The following is a 21,515-nucleotide window of genomic DNA, read 5'->3' as shown; positions in this document are numbered from 1 at the left end:
GCAATCGATTGTCCCGTTCGCGGAATGCGGTCAGAGGCACGATTTCGTATCGAGGCTCCGAAGCGCCAGTGGGCGCATTGCAAGGAGCCGACCAAGATGGATTCACTCAGCACGGGCCTCGTCGCAGACGTCCTTCATCGCCTTCACCAGGAGGCGAAGATTGCCGACGCGCCGCTGATGCAGACCTTCGCGCGTGAGGCCAGCAGTCGCGAAGAGATGATCAGCCAGGCCATCGCGGCCGAAAGCCGCGATCTCAATGAAGTCTACCAGAGATTTGCGGACAACTTCCTGAGCGTCTCTCCGCGGTTCGGACGCTTCCTCTACATGTGCGCCCGTACCTGCAAGGCGAAGCGCATCGTCGAGTTCGGCTCCTCGATGGGGATTTCGGCGATCTACATGGCGGCAGCGTTGAGCGACATGGGCGGCGGCCGCCTGATCGGGACCGATCTCGAACCCGGCAAGATCGAGCGCGCCCGCGCGAACGTTGCCGCCGCGGGGCTCGCGGACTTTGTCGAATTCCGGCTCGGCGATGCCCGCGAAACGCTCGGCTCCGGCCTCGGCGAGATCGACATGGTGATGCTCGATGGCGCCTTCACGCTCTATCTTCCCATTCTCAAGCTGCTGGAGCCGCAGCTCAAGCCCGGCGCACTCATCGTCGGCGAGAACGCGTTCGAGGAAGCTTCGGGCTATATCGACTACGTCAGAGATCCCGAGAATGGCTACCTCTCGCTGTCGCTGCCGTTCGACCCCGGCCGCGGCAATGAACTCACGATCAAGACCAGATAATCCGGGAGCCAAGCCTTGATCGAGCCCAGCCCGGCACCACAAATCTCCGAGTCATCACAGGCACCGCAGGGACGTGTCACACGCATGTTACTGCGATGGCTGATGCGTCCTGCGCGCGTTGCAGCCATCGAGACACTCTCGCCGCGCTTTCGGCTCATCGAACTCAAAGGCGAAGCGCTTAAGGACGTCAAATGGACCGCCGGCCAGAAGATCCAGATCGCGATGGGCGCGGGCCTGAGTGCGCGCACCTATACGCCGATATCGTGGGACACAGGCAACGGCAGAACACGCCTCGTCGCCTTCGTACATGGCGACGGCCCCGGCAGCCGATGGACGAGTGGCTTGCGCGAAGGCGATACCTTCCAGTTCTTCGGGCCGCGCCGCTCGCTCGATCTTGCCGGCTTTGAGGCGCCAGTCGTCCTGTTCGGCGATGAGACCTCGTTCGGCATTGCCGCAGCTCTCCGCAACAATTTGCAGGCCGGCGGCGCGCTCCACATGTTCGAAGCCACTGATGCCGCGGAGTCGCGGCAGGCGCTCGAGGCTATTGGCCTCGGCCAAGCAAGATTGATCGCTCGCAGCGACAGCGACGACCATCTCGCGACCGTTGAGGCGGAAATGCTGCGCCTTGCTGCAAACGGGGCGCAGTTCGTCCTGACAGGTAAGGCCTCATCGATCCAGCGCGTCAGCCGCGCGCTGAAAGCTGCGGGCGTCGCATCATCGCGGATCAAGACCAAAGCCTATTGGGCGCCGGGCAAGAGCGGGCTGGATTAGGCGTCGCTGTCGTCGTACTCGGACAAGATGTCGCGCCCACTGCAAAATGAGACGGGTTGGTAAGTTTTGAGACGTGCAGGCATGACGGTCGTAGCGGCCTGCTAACTACGGTCCAGGCGCAGAAAAATGCGACCTGGCGCTCATCCCCGACGACTCCCGTCCCGGACGCTCCCTGGGCTCGCAGAACAAGACACAGTCGGGAGATTCAGTCCGAGATGGCACGGTTCGATCGCAGCAAGATCACAGATGGCGCTCATCAGCAGAACGAGGGATTTCGTCCTGACCGGAGGTCGCTGCTCTCGCTCGGTGGTGGCGCCCTGCTCGCAGCAACGGGAATGCGGCATGCAAACGCGCAAGACTATCCGACCCGCCCGGTCCAGGTGCTTGTGCCCTTCGCCGGCGGCAGCGCCAGCGACGTCATCACCCGCATCCTGCTCAACCGCATGTCGATGTCACTCGGGCAGGCCTTCGTGGTCGACAATCGTCCCGGCGCCGGCGGCAATATCGGCACCGCGGCCGCGGCACATGCCGCACCCGACGGCTACACGCTGCTTATGAGCACCTCCGGTCCGCTGGCCGCGAACAAATCGCTGTACAAGGAGCTGCCCTATGATCCGCAGAAGGATCTCGTCCCGATCGGCCTGTTCGCGACGTTACCGAATGTCATCGTGATCAATTCGAGGCTGCCACCGAGATCACTGAACGAGCTGATCGACTATGCCAAGGCGCATCCGCGGGAGCTGAACTACGGAACGGTCGGCGTCGGCTCGTCGCAGCATCTGGCGGCCGCCTATTTCGAGCAGCTCACGGGCACCGAGATCACGCACGTTCCCTATCGCAATATCGCCGCCTACACGCCGGACTTCATCGCGGGCCAGGTCCCGCTTGGCTTCCAGCTCTTGCCGAACGTCATCAGCCTGATCAAAAGCGGCGATGCACGCCCGCTCGCGGTGGCCAGCGACAAGCGCATGACCGCGCTGCCGGATGTGCCGACCGCGGCGGAAGCAGGCCTCAAGAATTACGAGAGCGCCGCTTGGCTTGCTCTGCTCGCGCCCGCGAGCACAGGCAAGGCCGTGCTCGACAGGCTCTATGCAGCAATGGCGGAAGCCGTGAACGATCCGAAGGTGCGCGCCCTCTTCGTCGAGCAAGGCGCCGAGCCCATGGTGATGGACCCACAAGGCCTGAAGGATTTCATGACATCGGAAACGACGAAATGGGCCGCGGTCATCAAGAAGATCGGCATCGAGCCGATGTAACGCCGAGCTTTTATCCAATTATCAGCATCGTCCGGATGATCCGTCCGCGATAGCTCGCCAAAAAGCGCCTGCAATAGATCGATCCCGACGTCGCTGCGTCAACGCCGAACCTACGCTGCCGTGAAGGGCCGCAGATCCATGTGTCGATTGACATCCTTATAGAGGAGATAACGGAACCGACCTGGGCCCCCAGCGTAGCACGCCTGCGGACAGAACGCCCGCAGCCACATAAAATCTCCTGCCTCGACCTCGACCCAGTCCTGGTTGAGCCGGTAGACGGCTTTGCCCTCCAGAACGTAAAGACCGTGCTCCATGACATGGGTCTCTGTGAAGGGGATAGATGCGCCCGGCTCGAACGTGACAATATTGATGTGCATGTCATATCGGATATCGGCCGGATCGATGAAGCGTGTGGTCCTCCATCTCCCATCCGCATCTGGCATTAGCGTCGGTGCGACCGAGTCCTCGTTGGTCACGATGACGTCGGGGTGAGCAAGCCCCGGTACGCCCTGATACAGCTTGCGGATCCAATGAAAATGCGCGGGGCTCGAGCCGCGATTGCGAATGCTCCAGCCGCGGCCGGGTGGAAGATAGGCAAAGCCCCCGGGTCGCAGCTCCCGCTCCTTGTCCGCCACCTCGAGGCTCAATTTGCCACCCGCGACGAACAGCGCGCCTTCGGCATCCTTGTCCGGCTCCGGCAACTCGCTTCCCCCACCCGGTGCCACCTCCATAAGATAATGGGAAAATGTCTCGGCGAAGCCGGAGAGCGGTCGCGCCAGCACCCACACACGCGTGTTATCCCAATGCGGCAGATGGCTGACGACGATATCGCGCTGCACACCGCCGGGTATGACCGCATATGCGTTCGTGAAGACCGCCCGGCCGCTCAAGAGCTCCGTCTGGGCCGGATGGCCGCCCTGCGGCACGTGATAGGTTTGCGATGGCATGGACGTGGCCTCCGATAGGTTTCCCGTGTGGTGTGTCGTTGCGCGGCTCTGCTTGCCGCGCGTCATTTTCCGAGAATGCTGTCCGGCGCAAGATCGAGCTGCATCACCTCTTCCAGCCAATATTCCTCAAGATTGTCGCCCCCGCCCTTCCGGTCGACGACGAAGAACGGACTGGAGTCTTCCAGAACAAGCAGCGGATGGTGCCAGCAGTTGCGGGCATAGTTTACGCCCTGGTGTCCCGTTGCAGCGAAGGCCCGATAAGTCGAGGCGATATGCGGATTCGTGCAGACGACGATCAACCAGTCCTTGCGGTTCAAGGGCATGAACAATTGACTTCCAAGCGGATGGCGCTCCATCAACCGGATCGCGATCGGCGCAGGCCGGGTGGAGGCGACAAACCAACTGATGTTGATCTGTCCGCCTTGCGCGGTGACGTCGATCGTGGCGAGATCGTTGAAGCGCCGGGCAAAGCCTTCGTTGATCGGCAGGGGCGTCAACCCATCCGTATCGACGACATCGCCAAACGGCGCAAATGCCTTCCTCGTTAGAGGCTCAATCGAAAGCGTCAGCATCGCCATATTCCAACCAACACTCGCGCTTCACGCCGTCTGTGCACTCGGGACGGGCTCATCTCCGCCGGCGGCATCGACCAGCCCCTCACTTGAGGGATCAATCTCGCCGTTCAGGATACGATGCGCCTTTGCCCTGTCGATGTCGCCTTCCCAGGACGCGACGACGACGGTGGCAACGCAGTTTCCGACATAGTTGCCGAGGGCGCGGGCAATGCCGATGAACCAGTCGACCGACAGGATGAGCACAAGGCCAATCGCCGGAATGGCCGGGATAGCGGCAAGCGTCGCGGCGAGCACGACGATGGCCGAGCCCGGAACGCCGTGCGCGCCCTTCGAGGTGAGCAACGCGATGCCAAGGATGGCCACGAGATCGCCTGTCGCAAGCGGCGTGTTGGTCGCCTGTGCGATGAAGACTGCGGCCAGGGTCAAGTAGATGGAGAACGCGTCCAGATTGAACGAGTATCCGGTCGGTATAACGAGACCAACCGTCGACCGCTTGATGCCGAGCTGCTCGAGCTTTCGCATGGTTTGCGGCAGAACGCTGTCACCTGCGGCGGTGCCGAGAACGATCATCAACTCTTCGCGCAAGTAGGCGAGCAACTTGAACAGGCTGAAGCCGGACAGTCGCATGATCGCGCCGAGCACCACGATCGCAAACAGGACCACGGCCAGATAGAATAGGCCGACGAGCCCGCCGAGTTGCTTGAGCGAACCAACGCCGTACTTCCCGACCGTGAAGGCGATGGCACCGAAGACGCCGATCGGCGCGAGCCGGACCACGAAATTCATCATCTTGAAGATGATCTCGTTCACGCGCTCGATGAACTCGACGACCGGCTTCGCTCGCTCGCCGCACAAGGACACGGCGCAGCCGAACATGATCGAGACGATCAGCACCTGCAGGACGTCGCCGGAGCTGAAGGCCCCCACAATCGTCGAGGGGATGAGCTTCATCAGGAATTCGGAGACGCCGCCTCCCGCGACCTGAGCCGCGGTCTGGCTGAATCCGCTAAGGGCCTTGGCGTCGAGCGTCTTCGGGTCGATGTTCATTCCTGCGCCCGGCTCGAAATAGTAGGCGAGCCCAATGCCGAACACCAGTGCGACGGTGGTGACGATCTCGAAATACAGGAGAGAGCGGATGCCGACCCTTCCAACCTTCGACAGGTCTCCCGCCGCGGCGATACCGTGCACGACGACGCAGAACACGATCACAGGCACCAGCATCTTGATCAGCTTGATGAAGCCGTCGCCGAGCGGCTTCATCTGAAGGGCGAGGTCGGGATTAGCCATGCCGAGGGCGATGCCCAGCATGAGCGCAATGATGACCTGGAAGAAGAGTGACTTGAATATCTTGGGCACGGCTTTTCCTCGCTTGGCTGGTCTTCGACTGGCGCGGCTTGGTGGGCCCTCAGGCCCCCGCCTATCTTGTTGTTTGGTGGTGACGTGTCGTCGTACGTACAAAGGAGCGCGCTTGCCGTGATCGCGGACCGCGCCCGGCTCGCAGAGGGCTCCGTCGGGCATTCGTTGACCATCGCGGATCTCAAGTCCAATATATAGAACGACACGATTGATAGGTTTTCCAAATGGATCTCCGCCAGCTCCGATATTTCATCGCCGTCGCCGAAGAACGCAGTTTCACCCTCGCCGCTCGGCGACTGAACCTTTCCCAACCACCGCTGAGCCAGCACATCCAGACGCTGGAGGCCGAGCTCAAGACGCAGCTTCTCCACAGGACCAGCCGCAGGGTCGAACTGACTAAGGCCGGCGAAGCCCTGCTGGGCCGAGGTCGCGCCATTCTCCAGCAAATCAAGCTCGCGGAAGACGAAGTTCAGTCGATCGGCGCTGGCCTTATCGGCACGCTTGACGTTGGTGCAACCGGCTCCATCCTGCGCGGTCGGCTGGCGGAACTGCTTGCCGCCTACCGAAAGGTTGCTCCGTCGGTGAAAACCACGGTGCATGAGCAGGCGCCTGCATTGCAGATCGCAGCACTCCTCAACCGCACGACCAACATTTGTCTCATTCGCAGCGTTCCGACCGAACACGGCCTGACCAGCAAGCTTGCTTGGCGGGAAGAGGTGGTCCTCGCACTGCCGCACGCGCACCGGTTGGCCGGGCGCAAGCGGGTTGCGCTTAGCGAACTAGCATCGGAGGATCACATCGTCCTCGACCCCAATAGATCCGAGTTCGCACGCTACATCCAGAAATGCTGTGTCGATGCCGGCTTTTTGCCGCGGGTATCCCAGCAGGTCGTCGACGCCCAGTCGATTCCGAGCCTGATCGTGGCGGGCTTCGGCGTGGCACTGGTGCCCCAGTCCATTGCGCGCTTCACGACAGCCGACATTGTATTCCGGCCCATCAGACCCTCACCACCCTCGGCCGATGTGTTTTTGGTGTTCCGAGAGGATGAGACGTCGATGGTCGTGCGCAATTTCATCAAATTGGCCGTTCGGTACCTAAGCCACTGCAAAAGCCCGAGGCAAGCCTCCTGAAAGAGCACGACGGTCGTCGTCGCCATCGGCGGTCGGGTCTGGGTGGCTTCCGGACATCCCGGCGTTGAACGCTCGACGGATTGTCGACGACTGCATCGCGACCCACGCGGGCCCTGATGGCGTTCGGATTCGATTTCAGCGACGGTTCCACTATATAGTTCGTCGCGTTGAATTGTGGTTAAGAGGCTCGCAGCGCGTTCGTTAGTGCAGACAGCGCAGCTGGCTGATGCTGACGACTGGGGTAATACATGAAGAAGCCGGGAATCGGCGGCGTCCAATCTTCCAGCACACGGATAAGGCGACGTTTCGCAACATGCTCTGCGACCTGCTCTTCGAATGCGAGTCCCAGGCCGGCGCCAGCGAGTGCGGCCTGAATCACCAGGTGGGTATCATCGATGATGAGCGGGCCATTCACGCCGACCGTGACCGCCTTTCGTCCTTTCTCGAATTCCCACCTGTATGGGCCGCCCGGAAGACGCAGGCTTATGCATCGATGGTCATTTAGATCCTTGGGTTTCCGGGGAATGCTTCGTGATGAAAAATAGCCGGGCGATCCGACCACCGACAATCTCAACTCCTGGGTGACCCGCACCGCGATCATGTCTTTCTGAATGTACTCGCCAAGTTGAATACCGGCGTCGAACTCACCCGCAACGAGGTCGACGGGGCCAGTGACGGTAACAACGTCAAGAACGATGTCGGGGTAAGCTTCCGCGAATGCCGTGAGCCGCGGCAACAATACCATCACGGCAGCCGACCGGGACATTACAATCCGAAGGCGCCCTGCAGGCCGGTGCCGAACGTTTCGGGCTTCGTTGATGGCACGAGTAATCTGCTCGAGTGCCGGAGACAATTCCTTCAAGAGAGCTGCCCCCGCGGCGGTTGGTGCGACGCTCTTGGTCGTTCGAGCAAGAAGCTGCAGCTCGAGCCGTTGCTCAAGTGCCCGGATTGTGTGGCTCAGGGCAGACTGAGACACACCGATCTTTGCCGCAGCCCGCGTAAAGCTCCGTTCTCTGGCGACGATTGCAAACGTAGCGAGTTCGTTCAGCTCGTTTCTCATGATTTATGAATATTCCTCATAAGCTCTTGTTGTTCAACACGCCTATCCTCATAAGCTACTTTGTCCTAGGTTCGGTCAGCAAGGAAGACTTGAGGCAACCTTCTCCAGGTTTCGGCCGGAGACCAGGCTTCCAGCCACGCGCAGTTTCTTCCCATTCCCAAGCTGATGGACAACAGGCCTATGGATACCGATGCTCGTGCCTTGCGCTCCCTGGCGCATACCTATTTCGACAGTGCCTATGAAATGGATGCCGACAAATTCGGGTCTATATTTCATCCCTCGAGTTCAGTGACCAAGGTCGGCGACGACGGCAACGTGAGCGTGACGCCAATTGCGACGTGGCTGGCAGCTGTCCGTAATTTGAAAGCTCCGAAGCAACAGGGCCTGGAGCGCAAAGATCAGATCCTCTCAATTGACGTTGAAGGAGAGCTCGCGCTCCTGAAGCTGAAATTGCAAATTCCGCCGCGATACTTCACCGACATGCTGTCGTGCCTGAAGGTCGACGGAACCTGGAAGATCGCTCAGAAAGTGATGACTTCGAAACTCTGACGGTTTCGGTGCCGTTTTGAGAATGTGAATCAAACGCTTGTCAGGTTGTCCGTGAAAGCTCTGTCACAAAGCGCCAACACCTTGGGCTGCGCGTCGGGATCATGGAGGATTTGGTCACTCTCTGATGGATATGTCGACCTGCCCGCCGAATCCCTCAAATATCCAAACGACAAAGTAGGCAGGCAGACCGAACCGCCTCAGCGGCACGCTTCGCTGGTTCGATTGCCGGTCAACTGCTTCCTATTCGATCGCTCTGGCATGGATCGCGTCTTGATCGATTGTGGAGCGGGCGGGAGTTGGGAGCCGTCCATGGGTCACCTCGCGGAGGCGATGGCGGAGGCAGGCATAGACACGTCATCGATCACGATGATCGCCCTCACTCATGCTCATGGCGACCACATCAATGGTCTCCTGATGCCCGACGGTCGACGCGCATTTAATGGCCTGAGGAAGATTGTGATAGGGGAAGACGCCGTCGGAGAGTTTCTTGCCGAGCCCATGCTGGAGCAGTTTCGTTCGCTCCTTGCCCCCATTAACGGAGGAGATCGGCTGGCCGATCATTTACTGGCGGTGGATATACCTGGGCACGCTCGGGGCCATATGGGTTATCTCCTCAACACTGACGAGGACGATGTCTTGTTCTGCGGCGACCTCATCCACGTTCCCGCCGCACAGTTTGCCTGTCCCGAGCTTACCTGGGCCTATGACGATGACGAAGCCGTGGCGAGGGCCAGCCGGATCAGGTTGCTCCGGGACGCAGCAAATGCGCAGACGTGGCTGGCCGGCGCTCATCTAGGTCGACCAGGCATCGGCAGAGTGGTCGAAGAAGGGCAAGGATATGCGTTCATTCCGGTCGCGTAGCGGCCCATGAGCCCGCGCGATCGGCGGCAGCACCTTCACGCACGCCCTCGTCAGCGCGGGACGACGGCAGTCGCTTCGATCTCGACGCGCGCGGATGGCTCGACGAGGCGCACCACCTGCACGAGCGCCATGCTGGGGTAGTGGGTGCCAACCACCTCGCGATAGGCCTTGCCGAGCGCCTTCAGATTCGCGGTGTATTCATCCATGTCGACGACATACCATGTCAGGCGCACGAGATGGTCCGGCCGGGCGCCGCCTTCCGCCAGGATCGCAACGATGTTTTCGAGCGTCTGCCGAACCTGCGCGACAAACCCGTCGGCGAACCGACCTGCGATATCCCAGCCGACGACACCACCCGTCACAACGAGACGTCCATCGGCCATGATGCCGTTGGCATATCCCTTCGGCTGCGGCCAGCCGCTGGGCTGAAGCACTTGCAGACCGCTCGTCGCGGGGGCCTCTGGCTTTTTCATCGTACTCATGCGGAGTTATCAATCCTCTCAGCGCGGCTTCAGGAGATCGCGCGCGACAATCAGCTTCTGGACCTCGGTCGCGCCCTCGTAGATGCGCAGCGCGCGGATTTCGCGGTAGAGGCTTTCGACGATCTCACCCTTGCGCACGCCGCGGCCGCCGAACATCTGGACGGCGCGGTCGATGACACGCTGCGCGGTCTCGGTTGCCGTCAGCTTCGCCATGGCAGCTTCGCGCGTCGTCGGAAGCTTCTGGACGTCGCGGCGCCAGGCCGCGCGGTAAGTCAGGAGCGCGGCGGCGTCAGTCTCCGTCGCCATGTCGCCGAGCGCGGCCTGGGTCAGCTGGAGATCGCCCAGCGTCGCACCGAACATGTGCCGGCTGCGCGCGTGCGACAGCGCTTCGTCCAGCGCACGCCGGGCAAAGCCGAGGGCCGCGGCTGCGACAGACGCCCGGAAGATATCGAGCGTCTGCATCGCGAGCTTGAACCCACCGCCCGGCGCGCCGAGGCGACGGCTCGCGGGGATCCGGCAATTAGTAAAGCGCAACGTCGCCAGCGGATGCGGCGCGATGACGTCGATGCGGTCGGCGATGCCGAAGCCGGGATCATCCGGGAAGACGACGAAGGCCGAGATGCCGCGGGCGCCCGGCGCCTCGCCCGTTCGCGCAAACAGCGTGTAGACATCGGCAATACCGCCGTTGGAGATCCAGGTCTTCTCTCCATCGATAACGTAGTCATTGCCGTCGGCCCGCGCCGTGCAGGACATCGCCGCGACGTCCGATCCCGCCTCCTTCTCGGACAGCGCGAAGGCCGCCAGCCATTCGCCGGCGCGAACCTTCGGCAGCACGGCCTTGCGCAGGTCAGCCGAGCCGCCGAGCGCGATCGCGCCGGAACCGAGCCCCTGCATGGCGAAGGCGAAATCGGCGAGGCCATCGGCATAGGCCAGCGACTCCCGCGACAGGCAGATCGAGCGTGAATCGATCGTCGTCGCATCGCCGTCGGGCGCCGCGACGGCGCAATCGAGCACCCCCGCCTCGCCCATCGCGCGCACGAGCTTGCGGCAGGCGCCATCGACATCATTGTGATCGATTGTGTCGAGAGCCCCCGACTGCACGAAGCGGTCGAGCGCCTCGCCGACCGCATGATGGCGCGGCTCGAAAAACGGCCAGTCGAGCCATTCGCGCCGGATCACTTTCGCCGTGGAGCTCATCTGATCCCCCCTCCGCTCATTGCCCGGCAGCAGCCGCCGCGCGCGCCAGATTGGTTTCGTATTGTCCCTTGGCGGACAGATACTGCTTCGGCCACTCGACCTTGGTGATGCCGATGCGCGCGGCTTCGTGCAGCGTCCAGGCCGGGTCGGCAAGATGCGGCCGCGCGATGGCGCAGAGATCGGCGCGGCCGGCCGCGAGAATCGAATTGGCGTGATCGGCCTCGGAGATCGCACCGACTGCGATGGTCTCAATGCCGACCTCGTTGCGGATCAGGTCGGCGAACGGCGTCTGGAACAGGCGTCCATAGATCGGCCGCTCGTCCTTCCAGACCTGCCCCGACGAACAATCGATCAGGTCCGCCCCGGCCTCCTTGAACATCGCAGCGAAGACCGCCGCATCGGCCGGAATGTTGCCGCCGTCGGTCCAATCATGGCAGGACAGGCGCACCGACATCGGCCGATCGGATGGCCACACCGCGCGCATCGCCTCGAACACCTCCAGTGGAAAGCGCGCGCGGTTTTCATGGCTGCCGCCGTATTCGTCCGTACGCCGGTTGGTCAATGGCGAGAGGAAGCTCGACAGCAAATAACCGTGCGCGCAATGGAGCTCGAGCCATTCGACGCCGGCGGCAGCGGCACGATGTGTTGCCGCGACAAAATCGTCGCGCACGCGGTCCATGTCACTGCGGTCCATCGCCCGCGGCATCTGGCTGTGCGGCAGATACGGCAAGGCCGACGCGGAGATCAGAGGCCACTCTCCGGATTCAAGGGGTTGATCGATCCCTTCCCAGGGCACCCTGGTCGCGCCCTTGCGGCCGGCGTGGCCGAGCTGAATCCCCACCTTGGCATGCCCGACGCCATGGACGAGCTCGACCAAGCGGCGCCACTGCGCCTGCTGTGCATCGTTCCAGAGCCCGAGGCAGCCCGGTGTGATCCGCGCATCGGGCGAGACGCAGGTCATCTCGGCGAAGACCAGCGCGGCGCCGCCCATGGCGCGCGCGCCGAGATGAGCGACGTGGAAGTCGTCGATGAGCCCGTCCTGCGCCGAATACATCGCCATCGGCGAGACCATGATCCGGTTCGCAAGCGTCAGTCCCCGCACACGGTGCGGCGTCAGCATCGGTGGCGGCACCCGCTCGCCGTCCTTGACTGCGATCCCTGAGCGTTCGGCGAACCAGCGCTCAAAGCCTTCCAGCCAGGTGCGATCACGCAGGCGAAGGTTTTCGTGGCTGATGCGCTGTGAGCGCGTCAGCATCGAATAGAAGAATTGCGGCGGCTCGAGCGTATCGGCATAGCGGTGGCCGACCACCTCGAACCATTCCATGGCGTTGCGCGCCGCATTCTGGATGCGCGCCACGTCGACGCGGCGCACCTCCTCGTACGCGTCCAGCACGGTTTCGATGCCGGCGCGACCGTGACCATGGCGATCGAACTGGTTGGCGAGCTCGATAGCGTCATCGAGCGCGAGCTTGGTGCCCGAGCCGATGGCGAAATGCGCGGTATGCGCGGCGTCCCCCATCAGCACGACATGAGACTTGCCGTTGAACACGCTCCATTTGCCGCAGATCAGGCGGCTGAAATTGAGCCAGGCCGAGCCGCGCAGATGGCGCGCATTGGTCAGGAGCTTCGCGCCATCGAGCGTCTCGGCGAAGATTTTTCCGCAGAACTCGATCGAGGCCTGCTGATCGAGCTCGCCAAGCCCGTGGGCGTTGTAGGCTTCTTCCGTGGTCTCGACGATGAAGGTCGAGGTCTCCGCATCAAACTTGTAGATGTGCGCCTGGAACCAGCCGTGCTCGGTCTTCTGAAAATCAAATGTAAAGGCGTCGAACGCCTTCTTGGTGCCGAGCCAGATGAAGCGGTTGGGCCGGATCACCATGTCGGGCTGGAATTGCTCGGCATAGCGAGCGCGGATCCTGGAATTGACGCCGTCACAGGCGACGATCAGATCGGCGTCGGGGTATTCGAGATCGGATTCGACCTCGCGCTCGAAGACGAGCTCGACACCCAGCGCTTCACAGCGCCGCTGAAGAATATTGAGCAGATGCTTGCGCCCGATACCGATGAAGCCATGGCCCGTCGTGCGCTGGCGCGTCCCCTTGAAGACGAGCTCGATGTCGTCCCAGTGATTGAAGGCGTCCTCGATCTCGGCCGCGCTCTCGGGGTCGGCAAGGCGCATCGCGGACATCATGGCATCCGAGAACACGACGCCCCAGCCGAACGTATCGTAGGGCTTGTTGCGCTCGACGACCGTGATGACATGCTCCGGGTACCGGCGCTTCATCAGCAGGCCCAGATAGAGACCGGCCGGGCCGCCGCCGATACAGACTATGCGCATGATCCCTCGCTTTCGCGCGTCGCGCCGTGTGCCGAGCTTTCACCCAAATTATTTTAAGCATAAAATATTTCCTCGGCGCGCGTCTTGTCAAGGCGGTTCTGCAAAGACCCGGCCCACGGGCTGGTCTCCGCGGCGTCGATCTGGGGATTCAGTGTAAATTGGACACACGGCAGCGCCGATTCCGAGCCGCTCGGGCGCAGCCTTGAATTTACTTTTGGCACGAACTATCTTGCCAATGACCACGACAGCTGCGCCGGCTTTCGTCAGGCCACCAAGCCCGGGAGATTCGATTGGCACTCGCGAAGGAGTCCACGCCTGTTTCAAAGAATGGGGCGGATCAAGACGCCGAGTACAGGGCTCAAACGCGGGTCTGGCTCCGGCTGCTCGCCTGCACGACCCTGATCGAAGGCGAGTTGCGGCGCCGGTTTCGCGAAGAGTTCGATTTCACGATGCCCCGCTTCGACGTTCTGGCCCAGCTAGACCGCGAACCGAGCGGGCTTGTGCTGGGAGAGTTGCCGAAGCGCCTGATGGTCTCGGCCGGGAACCTCACGCCGATCGTGGACCGTCTGGTCGAGGACGGATACATCACGCGCACGCCGTCGAACCTCGACCGCCGCGTGCAGATTGTCTGCATGACGGTCGAAGGCCGCAAGACCTTCAGACGGATGGCAAAGAGCCACGGCGCGTGGCTTGCCGAGCTGCTGGCGGATTTCCCGGCGGACCGGTTCGACGGATTGATCGGCGAGCTCGACGACCTCAAGGGTGCCGTCAGGGACGCCCTGCAAAAACCCTGAGCGGACCAACAGTCAGCGCTGCACCTTCACTCCGGCCGCGTCGCGATCCCAGGTATCCGTGGTGATGCCCGCCTCGCGCAGCACGCCCTTCTTGATCTTGCCGTTCTCAGTCAACGGCATCTGGCTCAGAATGCGCACATAGCGCGGGATGGCGAAATATGCGATCTGGCCTTCGCAATGCCTGACGATGTCGACGGGCTCCAGCGATTGGCCCGGTTCGAGCAGGATCGCAGCCGCGACCTCGTCCTCGCCCAGCTCCGACGGCAGTGGGTAGATCGCGCAGGCGGCGACCGCGGGATGGGACTGGATGGTCTGCTCGACCTCCCATGAGGATACGTTCTCGCCCCGCCTGCGGATGGAATCCTTCATGCGGTCGATGAAGCGATAATGTCCGTCAGCATCCCGAACGACCCGATCGCCCGAATGGAACCACAGATTCCGCCAGGCCTCGACCGTCTTCTCCGGCATGCCGAAATAGCCGGTGGCGAAAGCAAACGGTTCTCCGGCGCGAAGCACGAGTTCGCCGGCCTGCCCGTCAGGAAGCGCTGAATCGTTTTCATCGACGATCCGCGCCTCGATTCCGTCGGCCAGATAGCCCATCGTTCCCGGACGATCCGACGGGATCGGGCCTGCGAACACGAAGTTGGTCTCGGTCGACCCGTAGCCGTCGACCAGTGGCACGCCAAACCGCTGAAGGAACGGACCGTGGATTTGCGGCGGCACGCCGCCTCCAAGCGCAACGCGAAGACGATGCGCCTTGTCGTTCGCATTCTTCGGCTGCGCCAGCAGCATCGACGCCATCGCGCCCAGCAGATAGCCGACCGTCGCATTGTGCCGTTGCGCGGCGGCCCAGAATCCGGACGCGGAGAATTTCGGCTCCAGCATGTAGGTGCATCCGTTCAGGAGCGCCTGATAGAACGCATTGAGCGCGTTGGTGTGAAACAGCGGCAGTGTCGTGAACAGCACATCGCCCTCGCGGATGCCAAGCGCCCGCGCCGAATAAATGCCCCACCAGAACAGCTGCGCCTGCGGACAGCACACGCCCTTCGCTGGCCCCGTCGTGCCCGACGTGTAGAGGATCGCAACGGTGTCGCCGGGACGCACGGCACCCGCCGGGGCCGCGGCTCCCAGTGCCGGCAACGGTACCGCGGAAAGCCTGGCGTCGACTGCACCGGCGGCAGCTCCGACGATCCAGGTGCGAGGTGGCAGGTCGACACCCGCCTCGACACTCTCGATCGCGTCGACGAACTGAGCCTCGACGACGAGGAGCGCGGGACGCGAGTTGCGGAAGATGTGGGAGAGCTGGAAGCCGCGTAGCGCGGTATTGATCGGGACTGCGATGGCGCCAAGCCATGCGCAGCCGAGATAGACCTGCAGGAACTCCGGACGGTTCGAACACATCAGCGCGACCCGATCGCCCGGCCTGATCCCGGCGTCGACGAGCGCCTGGGCCGACGCGGCCGCGATCGCCGCGGTCTGCCCAAAGCTCCAGCGCGTCTCACCGGCGACAAGCAGCACGCGCTCGCCATAGCGCTCGGCCTGCCGGGTGAGGATCGTTGAGAGGATGCGGTCCGACGGCGGAAACGACGTCACTGCACACGCCCAGGCCGGCGTCACGTTCTCCTGGCCGACCGCGTCGCTGACGTTCACCGGCGCGTTCTCCGTCACGATCATGCTCCCGTCTCAGGGCAACAGCTTGTACTTGCCGTTCTCGATCTGGACCATGACGCGCGAGCGATCGTCGACGCCGTGCCGATCCGCCGGCGTATAGGTGTAGACGCCCTGCGTCCCGACGACCTCCTTGGTCGTGAACAGCGCCTGACGAAGCGCGGTGCGGAATTCCGGCGTGCCGGGCTTGGCACCGGTTGCCATCGCGCGCTTGGCGGCATCGGCGAACACGAGCCAGCCGTCGAAGGAATAGGACGAGAATGAATCCGTCGGCGCCTCGCCGTTCGCCTTCTCGAAGGCAGAGCGGAAATCCAGGGCCACCTTCTGGATCGGATTGCCGGACGGGAGCTGCTCCGCCGCGGTCACGGGTCCAGTCGGGCAGATGATGCCGTTGGCGGCCTTGCCGGCGAGACGCAGGAAATCGGCGCTGATCAGCCCATGATTGCCGTATAGCGGCCCTTTATATCCGCGCTCGGACAAGGCGATGACCGGCAGCGCGCCGGGCGTTCCAGTGCCGCCGAGCATGATGGCGTCGGGACGTGCGGCGAGTGCGCGCAGCACCTGAGCCGTCACCGAAGAATCCGATCTGGCGTAGCGTTCGTTGGCAATGATCTTGATGTCGGTCGTCTTCACACTCTGCTCGAGCGAGTTGTACATGAGGTCGCCGAACGCATCGGAGAAGCCGATGAAGGCAACGGTCTTCAGGCCCTTCGCCTTCATGTGATCGACGATGCCTTGCACCAGAAGCGGCGTCGGCTGGGGCGTCTGGACGACCCAGGGGCCGCCGTCGCCCGGCGGCACCGGCGCGATCGGAGACACCGCGATCATCGGCACTTTCATCTCGATCGCGGCGGTCGCCATCGCCAGGGTCTGCGGCGCGCCCGACGTTCCGATCAGGATATCGACCTTCTCCTGCTCGACGAGCTTGCGCGCGTTGCGCGCCGAGGCGGTGGCATCGGAAGCGTCGTCGAGTTGGATGACGCGGACCTTCTCGCCGCCGATCTCACCGACATAGGCCTCTCCCGCGGCGATGCCCTTCGCATTCGGGATGCCGATCGAGGATACCGGCCCGCTGAGACCGGTGACGAAGCCGACGAGGATCTCGGCCTGCGCAAGTTGCGGGACGGCGAGAAGCAATGCGGTGGAAGCCAGCAGGCTCTTGATCAAGTTCATGGCACCTGTCTTTCGTGAGGATGTCTTGTTCCGATTGGCGAGCGCCATGGATTGGATTCAGGTTGACGCAACCAGCGCGATAACGCGAAGCGGACTGCCTGAGCCGTTCTGGATCTTCAGCGGCGAGGCCACGATGACCGCACCGGTGGGTGGAAGCTGATCCAGGTTGCACAGGCATTGCAGGCCGTAGCGGCCCGCGCCGTGCAGGAAGTGATGCGCCGGATAAGGCGGCTCGAAATGACCGGCCTGCCCCGCATCCGTACCGATGGTCTCGGTGCCGAACCCGATGACGCCGCGCTCCTCCACCAGCCACTTCATGACGGCCGCGTTGGGGCCGGGCGTATGTGCGCCGTCATCCCTGAGATTGGAGTAGTCGCGCCAGCCCTTCTTCGACCAGTCGGTCCTGAGCAGCACCCAGTTCCGCTCGGGGATCCGGCCGTGCTTTGCTTCCCAGGCCTCGACGAGCGGGACCGTCAGCAGGAAATCGGGATCCTGCGCCGCCTGGGCGGAGCAGTCGATCACGCAGGCCGGTGCGATCATGTCCTTGGTCGGCATCGTGTCGACGGCATTGTTCGGCAGGTTCTTGCCGGTGAACCAGTGAATCGGCGCGTCGAAATGCGTGCCGGTGTGCTCACCGAACGTGACGTTGTTCCAGTACCAGGCCGGGCCGCGACCATCGTATCGCGAGATTTCCTGGATACGGACCGGCGCGGCCTGGCCGAACTCGGGCGGCAGCACGATGACCGGAAAATCCGGACTAAGCGTAAATGTCAGATCGACGACGCGCACCGCGCCGGAAGAAACCGCACCCGCCAGCTCCAGGAGATTGTTGCTCTGCATCGTCACGTCCTCCGGCTTGGTTGAAATCCCAATCTCACCTGTCGAGCTCGCGCTCGAGCGCTTTCGGATTGGCCGCGAGACGTTGCCTGATCTCTTCGGCGACATCCCCGACATACATCTCCTCGAGCCCGCCTCTCAGCCCCGACACGATCGCCTGCGCGATGGCGCGCGGCGCGACCTTCGGCGGCGGCACGGTCTGGAACCACTCGGTGTCGACGGGCCCGGTGAACAGATTCATCACCCTGACGCCGCCGGGCCTGAGCTCGGCGCGGAGGCAGTGCGAGAGCGACAGGCACGCCGCTTGCGAGGCCGAGTAGGCGCCAAAGGCAGGCCAGTTCGCCAGCGCATGGACCGAGAGAATGTTGACCCACGCGGCGCTGTTGTTGGTGCCATCGGCACCCCGCATTCGCATGGCGGGACCGAAGGCCTGTGCGAGGTTGATGAAGCCGAGATAGGCCTGGTCGATCTCGTCGCGCGCGATGCTCGTGCCCCTGCGGTCGAGCAGGCCGCCCGGCCGCACATACTCCGTCGTGTTGACGAGGATATCGACCTTGCCGCCGATGTCGGCCGCGAGATCGGCCGCAGATTTCTCGTCGGCGGCGTCAAGGGTCACGATCTCGATTCCGTCCTGGCCGCGCAGCAGCTGCTCGCCGGCGAAAGGCCGCCACGGTTCGGCAACCCCGACGAACACCGTCTTGGCGCCTGCGGCCTTCAAGGCGGCGACGGCCTCCTGACCGATCACGCTCCGACCGTTGGTCACCAGCACGCGCCGGAATTTCGGATCGGCCGTCATTTCCCGCCATTGCTTGTCGTCTGCCATGTTGGGAGTCTCCCCCTCGGGATGGGCAAAGGCCACTGCCTGGCCGCTCTTGTCGAGTTGAAACGACATGCGGACCGGTGCCCTCTCCACGCAGTCGGCATGGAGGTGCGTCACAATCGTCGGACCGCATTCCATCTTCACGAGGCCGATGCGCCAGGGCGCCCGTTCGCGGAAATAGACATCGCTCGGCACGCGCGCAGTCGTTTCGGCAAGAAGAATACCTCGTCGTGGCGCATCGACGAAGGCAAGGCCGGCCGACAGGCAAGACGGACAGGCCTCCCGCGCCGGATAAGCAAAAGAACCGCAGGCGTCACAGCATTGCAGCATGAAGCGGCCCTCGGCGGCTGCCCGCGTAAACCCATGCGACGTCCTGCTGCGCGGTCGCGGCGGCGAAGCAGGCAGCCGCGTCCGCAGCAGCGGGTTCTTGCGCCGGGGCGGCTTGATCGGCTCTATCATCGCGACGGCCCTGCAAAGATCGCGGCGCCCGAGGCGAGACCACGGTCATAGTTGATCATACCGAACCCCGAGGCCAAGGCGAGGCTCGCGTTCCCGACCTGCGTGGGGCCTGCAGTCCCCAGAACCTGTCGAAGTCCCTCGACGAGACCGAGATAGGCGCCGGCGGCGCCGGCCTGTCCGGCCGAGAGCTGTCCGCCCGACGTGTTGTGCGGAAAGTCGCCGTCGATGGTGAGATCGTGCTGACGCACGAACTCGGCCCCCTCCCCCTTGTTGCAGAAGCCGAGATCCTCGAACTGCATCATCGTGATGACGGGGTAGTCGTCATAGGTCTGCACGACATCGAGATCGTCGGGCCTCACGCCGGCCATCGCGTAGAGCTCACCGACGTCCATGGCCCAGCCGCCGCGGACCTGCATCGGATCGTCGGCAAAGGCGTTGTGCCGCTCGATCGTCGAAAGCAGCCGTGCTGCTGTCAGCCCGAGCGAAGCCGCGGTCTCGTCCCGCATCACCAGGAAGGCTTCGGCGCCGGCGCATGGCATCACGCAGTCGAAGAGATGGATGGGATCTGAGATCGGCCGGGCCGCCAGATATTGCTCCATCGTCAGCGGCGTCTTCATCAGCGCATGCGGGTTGCGCAGGGCATTGGCGCGCTGGGCGACGGCGATCCTGCCGACATCCTCACGCGTGACGCCGAAGGTCCGCATGTAGTTGCGGGCGATCAGCGCGAAGCTCGCATTGGCGCCACCGGCGCCATAGGGATAGACGGCATCCTGGTTGAAGCGCGAGAAGTTCTCCAGCGTCAGCCGGAAGGAATCGACGTGGTTGGTATCGCCGGCGATGCACGCCACGATGTCGGCGTCGCGCGCCTGAACCGCGCGCGCCGCTTTTCGCAAGCCTGCGATGGCGCTGGCGCCACCGAGCGGAATCGTATCCAGCCATCGCACGCAGAGCCCGAAATGCTGCGTCAGCCCGATCCCGCTGTCGGTGCCCATGGTGAAGCTGGAGACGCACAGACCGTCGATGTCGGAAGCCTTGATGCCGGCCTGCGCAACGAGCGTGCTCAGTGCCCGCCCGATCCACCACTGCGCACTCTCGATGGAGTAGCGCACATAGGGAATCGTGACGGGCGCCGCAATCACGACGCCGTCGTACGGTGTGCGCAAGGTATTGGTCACCAACCGCCCGCCTCGTTCATTGTCTCAGATGACCGTCAGCTTCACGGCAATATTGCCGCGAGTTGCATTCGAATAGGGACAGCGCTCGTGCGCGCCCGCGACGACCTCCTCGGCCATCGACCTCTCGACACCGGGCAGATCGACCTTCAGTTCGACGGCGAGCGCATATCCGACGGGAACCGGACCCATCGCAACCTTCGCGGTCACTGACGGCTCAGCGGATGGGACGACCTTCCGGGTACGCGCGACGAGCTTGACCGCACCGAGAAAGCACGCGGCGTAGCCGGCCGCAAAGAGCTGTTCGGGGTTGGTGCCTTCGCCCCCGGGACCGCCCAGCGATTTCGGCACGGACAGCGATACCGACAACAGGCCGTCGGCGCTGGCGGCCTTGCCGTCCCGGCCGCCGATCGCCGTCACCTCGGTCTCGTACAGGATCTTTTCGGGAGTCATCATCATTCACTCTCCAGTCCTAGCGGCTGTTGCGAGCAAGCAGTGCGCGGAAATCGTCGCGCGCCTGGGCGCTGGCCCGCTTGAAGCTCGGCCCGCGGCTGGGCTCGGTGCCATTGAGCTGCCGGAGCTGGACCCACATCTCGGCACTTTTCAGCGCCACCGCCGCGCAATTGACCACCGGCGCGTGCCCGACTTTCAGGCCATGCTCCCTTCCGATCAGAAGGCCCGGCAGTACACCGGCGGGGATCACGACGTCGGCGCCGTGCTCGACCAGCGGGCGTGCGCAGGCGACGAAGTCCTTGATCATGCGGGCTTGCGCGGCCTGATCTCCGTCAAAGGCATCGGCGAAATCCGCCGGCTTGCAGCCAAGGCCGGTCACGTGGACCACGCGATCGCCGAGGCCATAACGCTCGGCCTGCTCGTAGTGCCAGACCTCGAAGACGGGATCGAGCGTCACAAGGCCGAGCCTCCGGCCGAGCTGAGAGGCCGCCAGCAACGTCGCCTCGCCGGTCCCGATCACCGGAATGTCGAGCGTCGAACGCAATTCGTAGAGTCCGGGATCCTGGAAATGTCCCATCACGAAGGCGTCGAACCCGCCCTCCTCGGCCGTGATGCCGTTGTCGATCGCCTGGACGGCACAGCGCAATTCCGCGAGCCGTCCGAACTCCCGGTCGGGCGGCGAAATGCCCTCGACGTGAACTGTCGTGCCTGATGCAGCGATGTTGTTGAGGTATTCCGACAGCCGCGCCATGTAGGGCGCGTTCACGCTCGCATCAACGAAGCTCTGCCAGAAGATGCGCATCGTCCTTCTCCTCAGGCGGTGATCGGAGGATC

At 63.3% G+C, this 21,515-nt stretch carries 21 protein-coding genes; 7 read left to right on the top strand and 14 right to left on the bottom strand.

The genetic code is table 11. From position 1 onward, the window contains the following. The first annotated feature begins 96 nt into the window (after nucleotides 1-96). From AB7245_RS17570 to AB7245_RS17560, 3 genes are all read left to right on the top strand, one after another. Nucleotides 97-786: an O-methyltransferase gene (locus tag AB7245_RS17570; protein ID WP_439034479.1), complete on the top strand. Its 690-nt coding sequence runs from the start codon at nucleotides 97-99 to the stop codon at nucleotides 784-786. Nucleotides 787-888: 102 nt separating this feature from the next. Then, nucleotides 889-1,557 (top strand): siderophore-interacting protein, encoded by a 669-nt coding sequence (locus AB7245_RS17565; protein ID WP_439034478.1) that lies wholly within the window; start codon nucleotides 889-891, stop codon nucleotides 1,555-1,557. Nucleotides 1,558-1,772: 215 nt separating this feature from the next. Beyond that, nucleotides 1,773-2,813, top strand: a complete 1,041-nt coding sequence (locus AB7245_RS17560) for a Bug family tripartite tricarboxylate transporter substrate binding protein (protein ID WP_439034477.1) — start codon at nucleotides 1,773-1,775, stop codon at nucleotides 2,811-2,813. 110 nt (nucleotides 2,814-2,923) lie between these two features. Here AB7245_RS17560 and AB7245_RS17555 read toward each other — a convergent pair whose 3' ends face one another. The 3 genes from AB7245_RS17555 to AB7245_RS17545 all read right to left on the bottom strand — a co-directional run bounded on the left by AB7245_RS17555 (nucleotide 2,924) and on the right by AB7245_RS17545 (nucleotide 5,691). Next, nucleotides 2,924-3,760, bottom strand: a complete 837-nt coding sequence (locus tag AB7245_RS17555; protein ID WP_439034476.1) for a bifunctional allantoicase/(S)-ureidoglycine aminohydrolase — start codon at nucleotides 3,758-3,760, stop codon at nucleotides 2,924-2,926. Nucleotides 3,761-3,822: 62 nt separating this feature from the next. Next, nucleotides 3,823-4,338, bottom strand: a complete 516-nt coding sequence (locus tag AB7245_RS17550) for an ureidoglycolate lyase (RefSeq protein WP_354114255.1) — start codon at nucleotides 4,336-4,338, stop codon at nucleotides 3,823-3,825. A gap of 21 nt (nucleotides 4,339-4,359) precedes the next feature. Beyond that, nucleotides 4,360-5,691, bottom strand: coding sequence for a C4-dicarboxylate transporter DctA (locus AB7245_RS17545; protein WP_439034475.1), 1,332 nt, complete (start codon nucleotides 5,689-5,691; stop codon nucleotides 4,360-4,362). A gap of 224 nt (nucleotides 5,692-5,915) precedes the next feature. Here AB7245_RS17545 and AB7245_RS17540 point away from each other — a divergent pair, with 224 nt between their 5' ends. Next, a complete protein-coding gene (locus AB7245_RS17540; RefSeq protein ID WP_439034474.1) occupies nucleotides 5,916-6,821 on the top strand; it encodes a LysR substrate-binding domain-containing protein in 906 nt (301 codons plus the stop codon). Nucleotides 6,822-6,999: 178 nt separating this feature from the next. On the opposite strand, the gene AB7245_RS17535 is transcribed toward AB7245_RS17540, so the two are convergent. Beyond that, on the bottom strand, nucleotides 7,000-7,881 hold the full coding sequence (locus tag AB7245_RS17535; RefSeq protein ID WP_439034473.1) for a LysR substrate-binding domain-containing protein: 882 nt from the start codon (nucleotides 7,879-7,881) through the stop codon (nucleotides 7,000-7,002). Between the two features lie 180 nt (nucleotides 7,882-8,061). On the opposite strand from AB7245_RS17535, the gene AB7245_RS17530 reads away from it, so the two are divergent. Further along, nucleotides 8,062-8,430 (top strand): nuclear transport factor 2 family protein, encoded by a 369-nt coding sequence (locus tag AB7245_RS17530; RefSeq protein WP_439034472.1) that lies wholly within the window; start codon nucleotides 8,062-8,064, stop codon nucleotides 8,428-8,430. Between the two features lie 24 nt (nucleotides 8,431-8,454). Next, nucleotides 8,455-9,291: an MBL fold metallo-hydrolase gene (locus AB7245_RS17525; RefSeq protein ID WP_439034471.1), complete on the top strand. Its 837-nt coding sequence runs from the start codon at nucleotides 8,455-8,457 to the stop codon at nucleotides 9,289-9,291. Between the two features lie 50 nt (nucleotides 9,292-9,341). Here the strand turns inward: AB7245_RS17525 and AB7245_RS17520 are convergent, their stop codons facing one another. Genes AB7245_RS17520 through AB7245_RS17510 form a run of 3 tightly spaced genes read right to left on the bottom strand, consistent with a single transcriptional unit; the run spans nucleotide 9,342 to nucleotide 13,305 of the window. Then, the gene (locus AB7245_RS17520) at nucleotides 9,342-9,773 is read right to left on the bottom strand and encodes a RidA family protein (protein WP_439034470.1); all 432 of its coding nucleotides are present in this window, start codon (nucleotides 9,771-9,773) and stop codon (nucleotides 9,342-9,344) included. A gap of 18 nt (nucleotides 9,774-9,791) precedes the next feature. After that, on the bottom strand, nucleotides 9,792-10,970 hold the full coding sequence (locus AB7245_RS17515; RefSeq protein WP_439034469.1) for an acyl-CoA dehydrogenase family protein: 1,179 nt from the start codon (nucleotides 10,968-10,970) through the stop codon (nucleotides 9,792-9,794). Between the two features lie 16 nt (nucleotides 10,971-10,986). Beyond that, nucleotides 10,987-13,305: a bifunctional salicylyl-CoA 5-hydroxylase/oxidoreductase gene (locus AB7245_RS17510; protein ID WP_439034468.1), complete on the bottom strand. Its 2,319-nt coding sequence runs from the start codon at nucleotides 13,303-13,305 to the stop codon at nucleotides 10,987-10,989. 290 nt (nucleotides 13,306-13,595) lie between these two features. Between AB7245_RS17510 and AB7245_RS17505 the strand changes: the two genes are divergently transcribed. Next, the gene (locus AB7245_RS17505) at nucleotides 13,596-14,099 is read left to right on the top strand and encodes a MarR family winged helix-turn-helix transcriptional regulator (RefSeq protein ID WP_028149405.1); all 504 of its coding nucleotides are present in this window, start codon (nucleotides 13,596-13,598) and stop codon (nucleotides 14,097-14,099) included. Nucleotides 14,100-14,111: 12 nt separating this feature from the next. On the opposite strand, the gene AB7245_RS17500 is transcribed toward AB7245_RS17505, so the two are convergent. From AB7245_RS17500 to AB7245_RS17470, 7 genes are read right to left on the bottom strand one after another with little or no spacing between them, the layout of a single operon-like run. Continuing rightward, nucleotides 14,112-15,773, bottom strand: coding sequence for an ATP-dependent acyl-CoA ligase (locus tag AB7245_RS17500; protein WP_439034467.1), 1,662 nt, complete (start codon nucleotides 15,771-15,773; stop codon nucleotides 14,112-14,114). Between the two features lie 9 nt (nucleotides 15,774-15,782). Continuing rightward, on the bottom strand, nucleotides 15,783-16,940 hold the full coding sequence (locus AB7245_RS17495) for an ABC transporter substrate-binding protein (RefSeq protein ID WP_439034466.1): 1,158 nt from the start codon (nucleotides 16,938-16,940) through the stop codon (nucleotides 15,783-15,785). Nucleotides 16,941-16,997: 57 nt separating this feature from the next. Then, on the bottom strand, nucleotides 16,998-17,780 hold the full coding sequence (locus AB7245_RS17490) for a cyclase family protein (protein WP_085404198.1): 783 nt from the start codon (nucleotides 17,778-17,780) through the stop codon (nucleotides 16,998-17,000). A 34-nt stretch (nucleotides 17,781-17,814) separates the two neighbouring features. Further along, entirely contained in the window at nucleotides 17,815-19,056 is a 1,242-nt protein-coding gene (locus AB7245_RS17485) for an SDR family NAD(P)-dependent oxidoreductase (protein ID WP_439034465.1), read from the bottom strand. Beyond that, a complete protein-coding gene (locus AB7245_RS17480) occupies nucleotides 19,053-20,231 on the bottom strand; it encodes a thiolase family protein (protein WP_208086050.1) in 1,179 nt (392 codons plus the stop codon). Before AB7245_RS17480 ends, AB7245_RS17485 begins: the two co-directional genes overlap by 4 nt. Nucleotides 20,232-20,255: 24 nt before the next feature. Further along, nucleotides 20,256-20,684 (bottom strand): organic hydroperoxide resistance protein, encoded by a 429-nt coding sequence (locus tag AB7245_RS17475; protein ID WP_439035733.1) that lies wholly within the window; start codon nucleotides 20,682-20,684, stop codon nucleotides 20,256-20,258. 16 nt (nucleotides 20,685-20,700) lie between these two features. Beyond that, nucleotides 20,701-21,483 (bottom strand): aspartate/glutamate racemase family protein, encoded by a 783-nt coding sequence (locus AB7245_RS17470; protein WP_439034464.1) that lies wholly within the window; start codon nucleotides 21,481-21,483, stop codon nucleotides 20,701-20,703. Nucleotides 21,484-21,515 lie beyond the last annotated feature (32 nt).

This window comes from Bradyrhizobium sp. 604_D8_N2_3 (genome assembly GCF_051810765.1).
GTDB classification, from domain to species: Bacteria; Pseudomonadota; Alphaproteobacteria; order Rhizobiales; family Xanthobacteraceae; genus Bradyrhizobium; species Bradyrhizobium barranii.
This window is presented reverse-complemented; position numbering and strand designations above follow the sequence as displayed.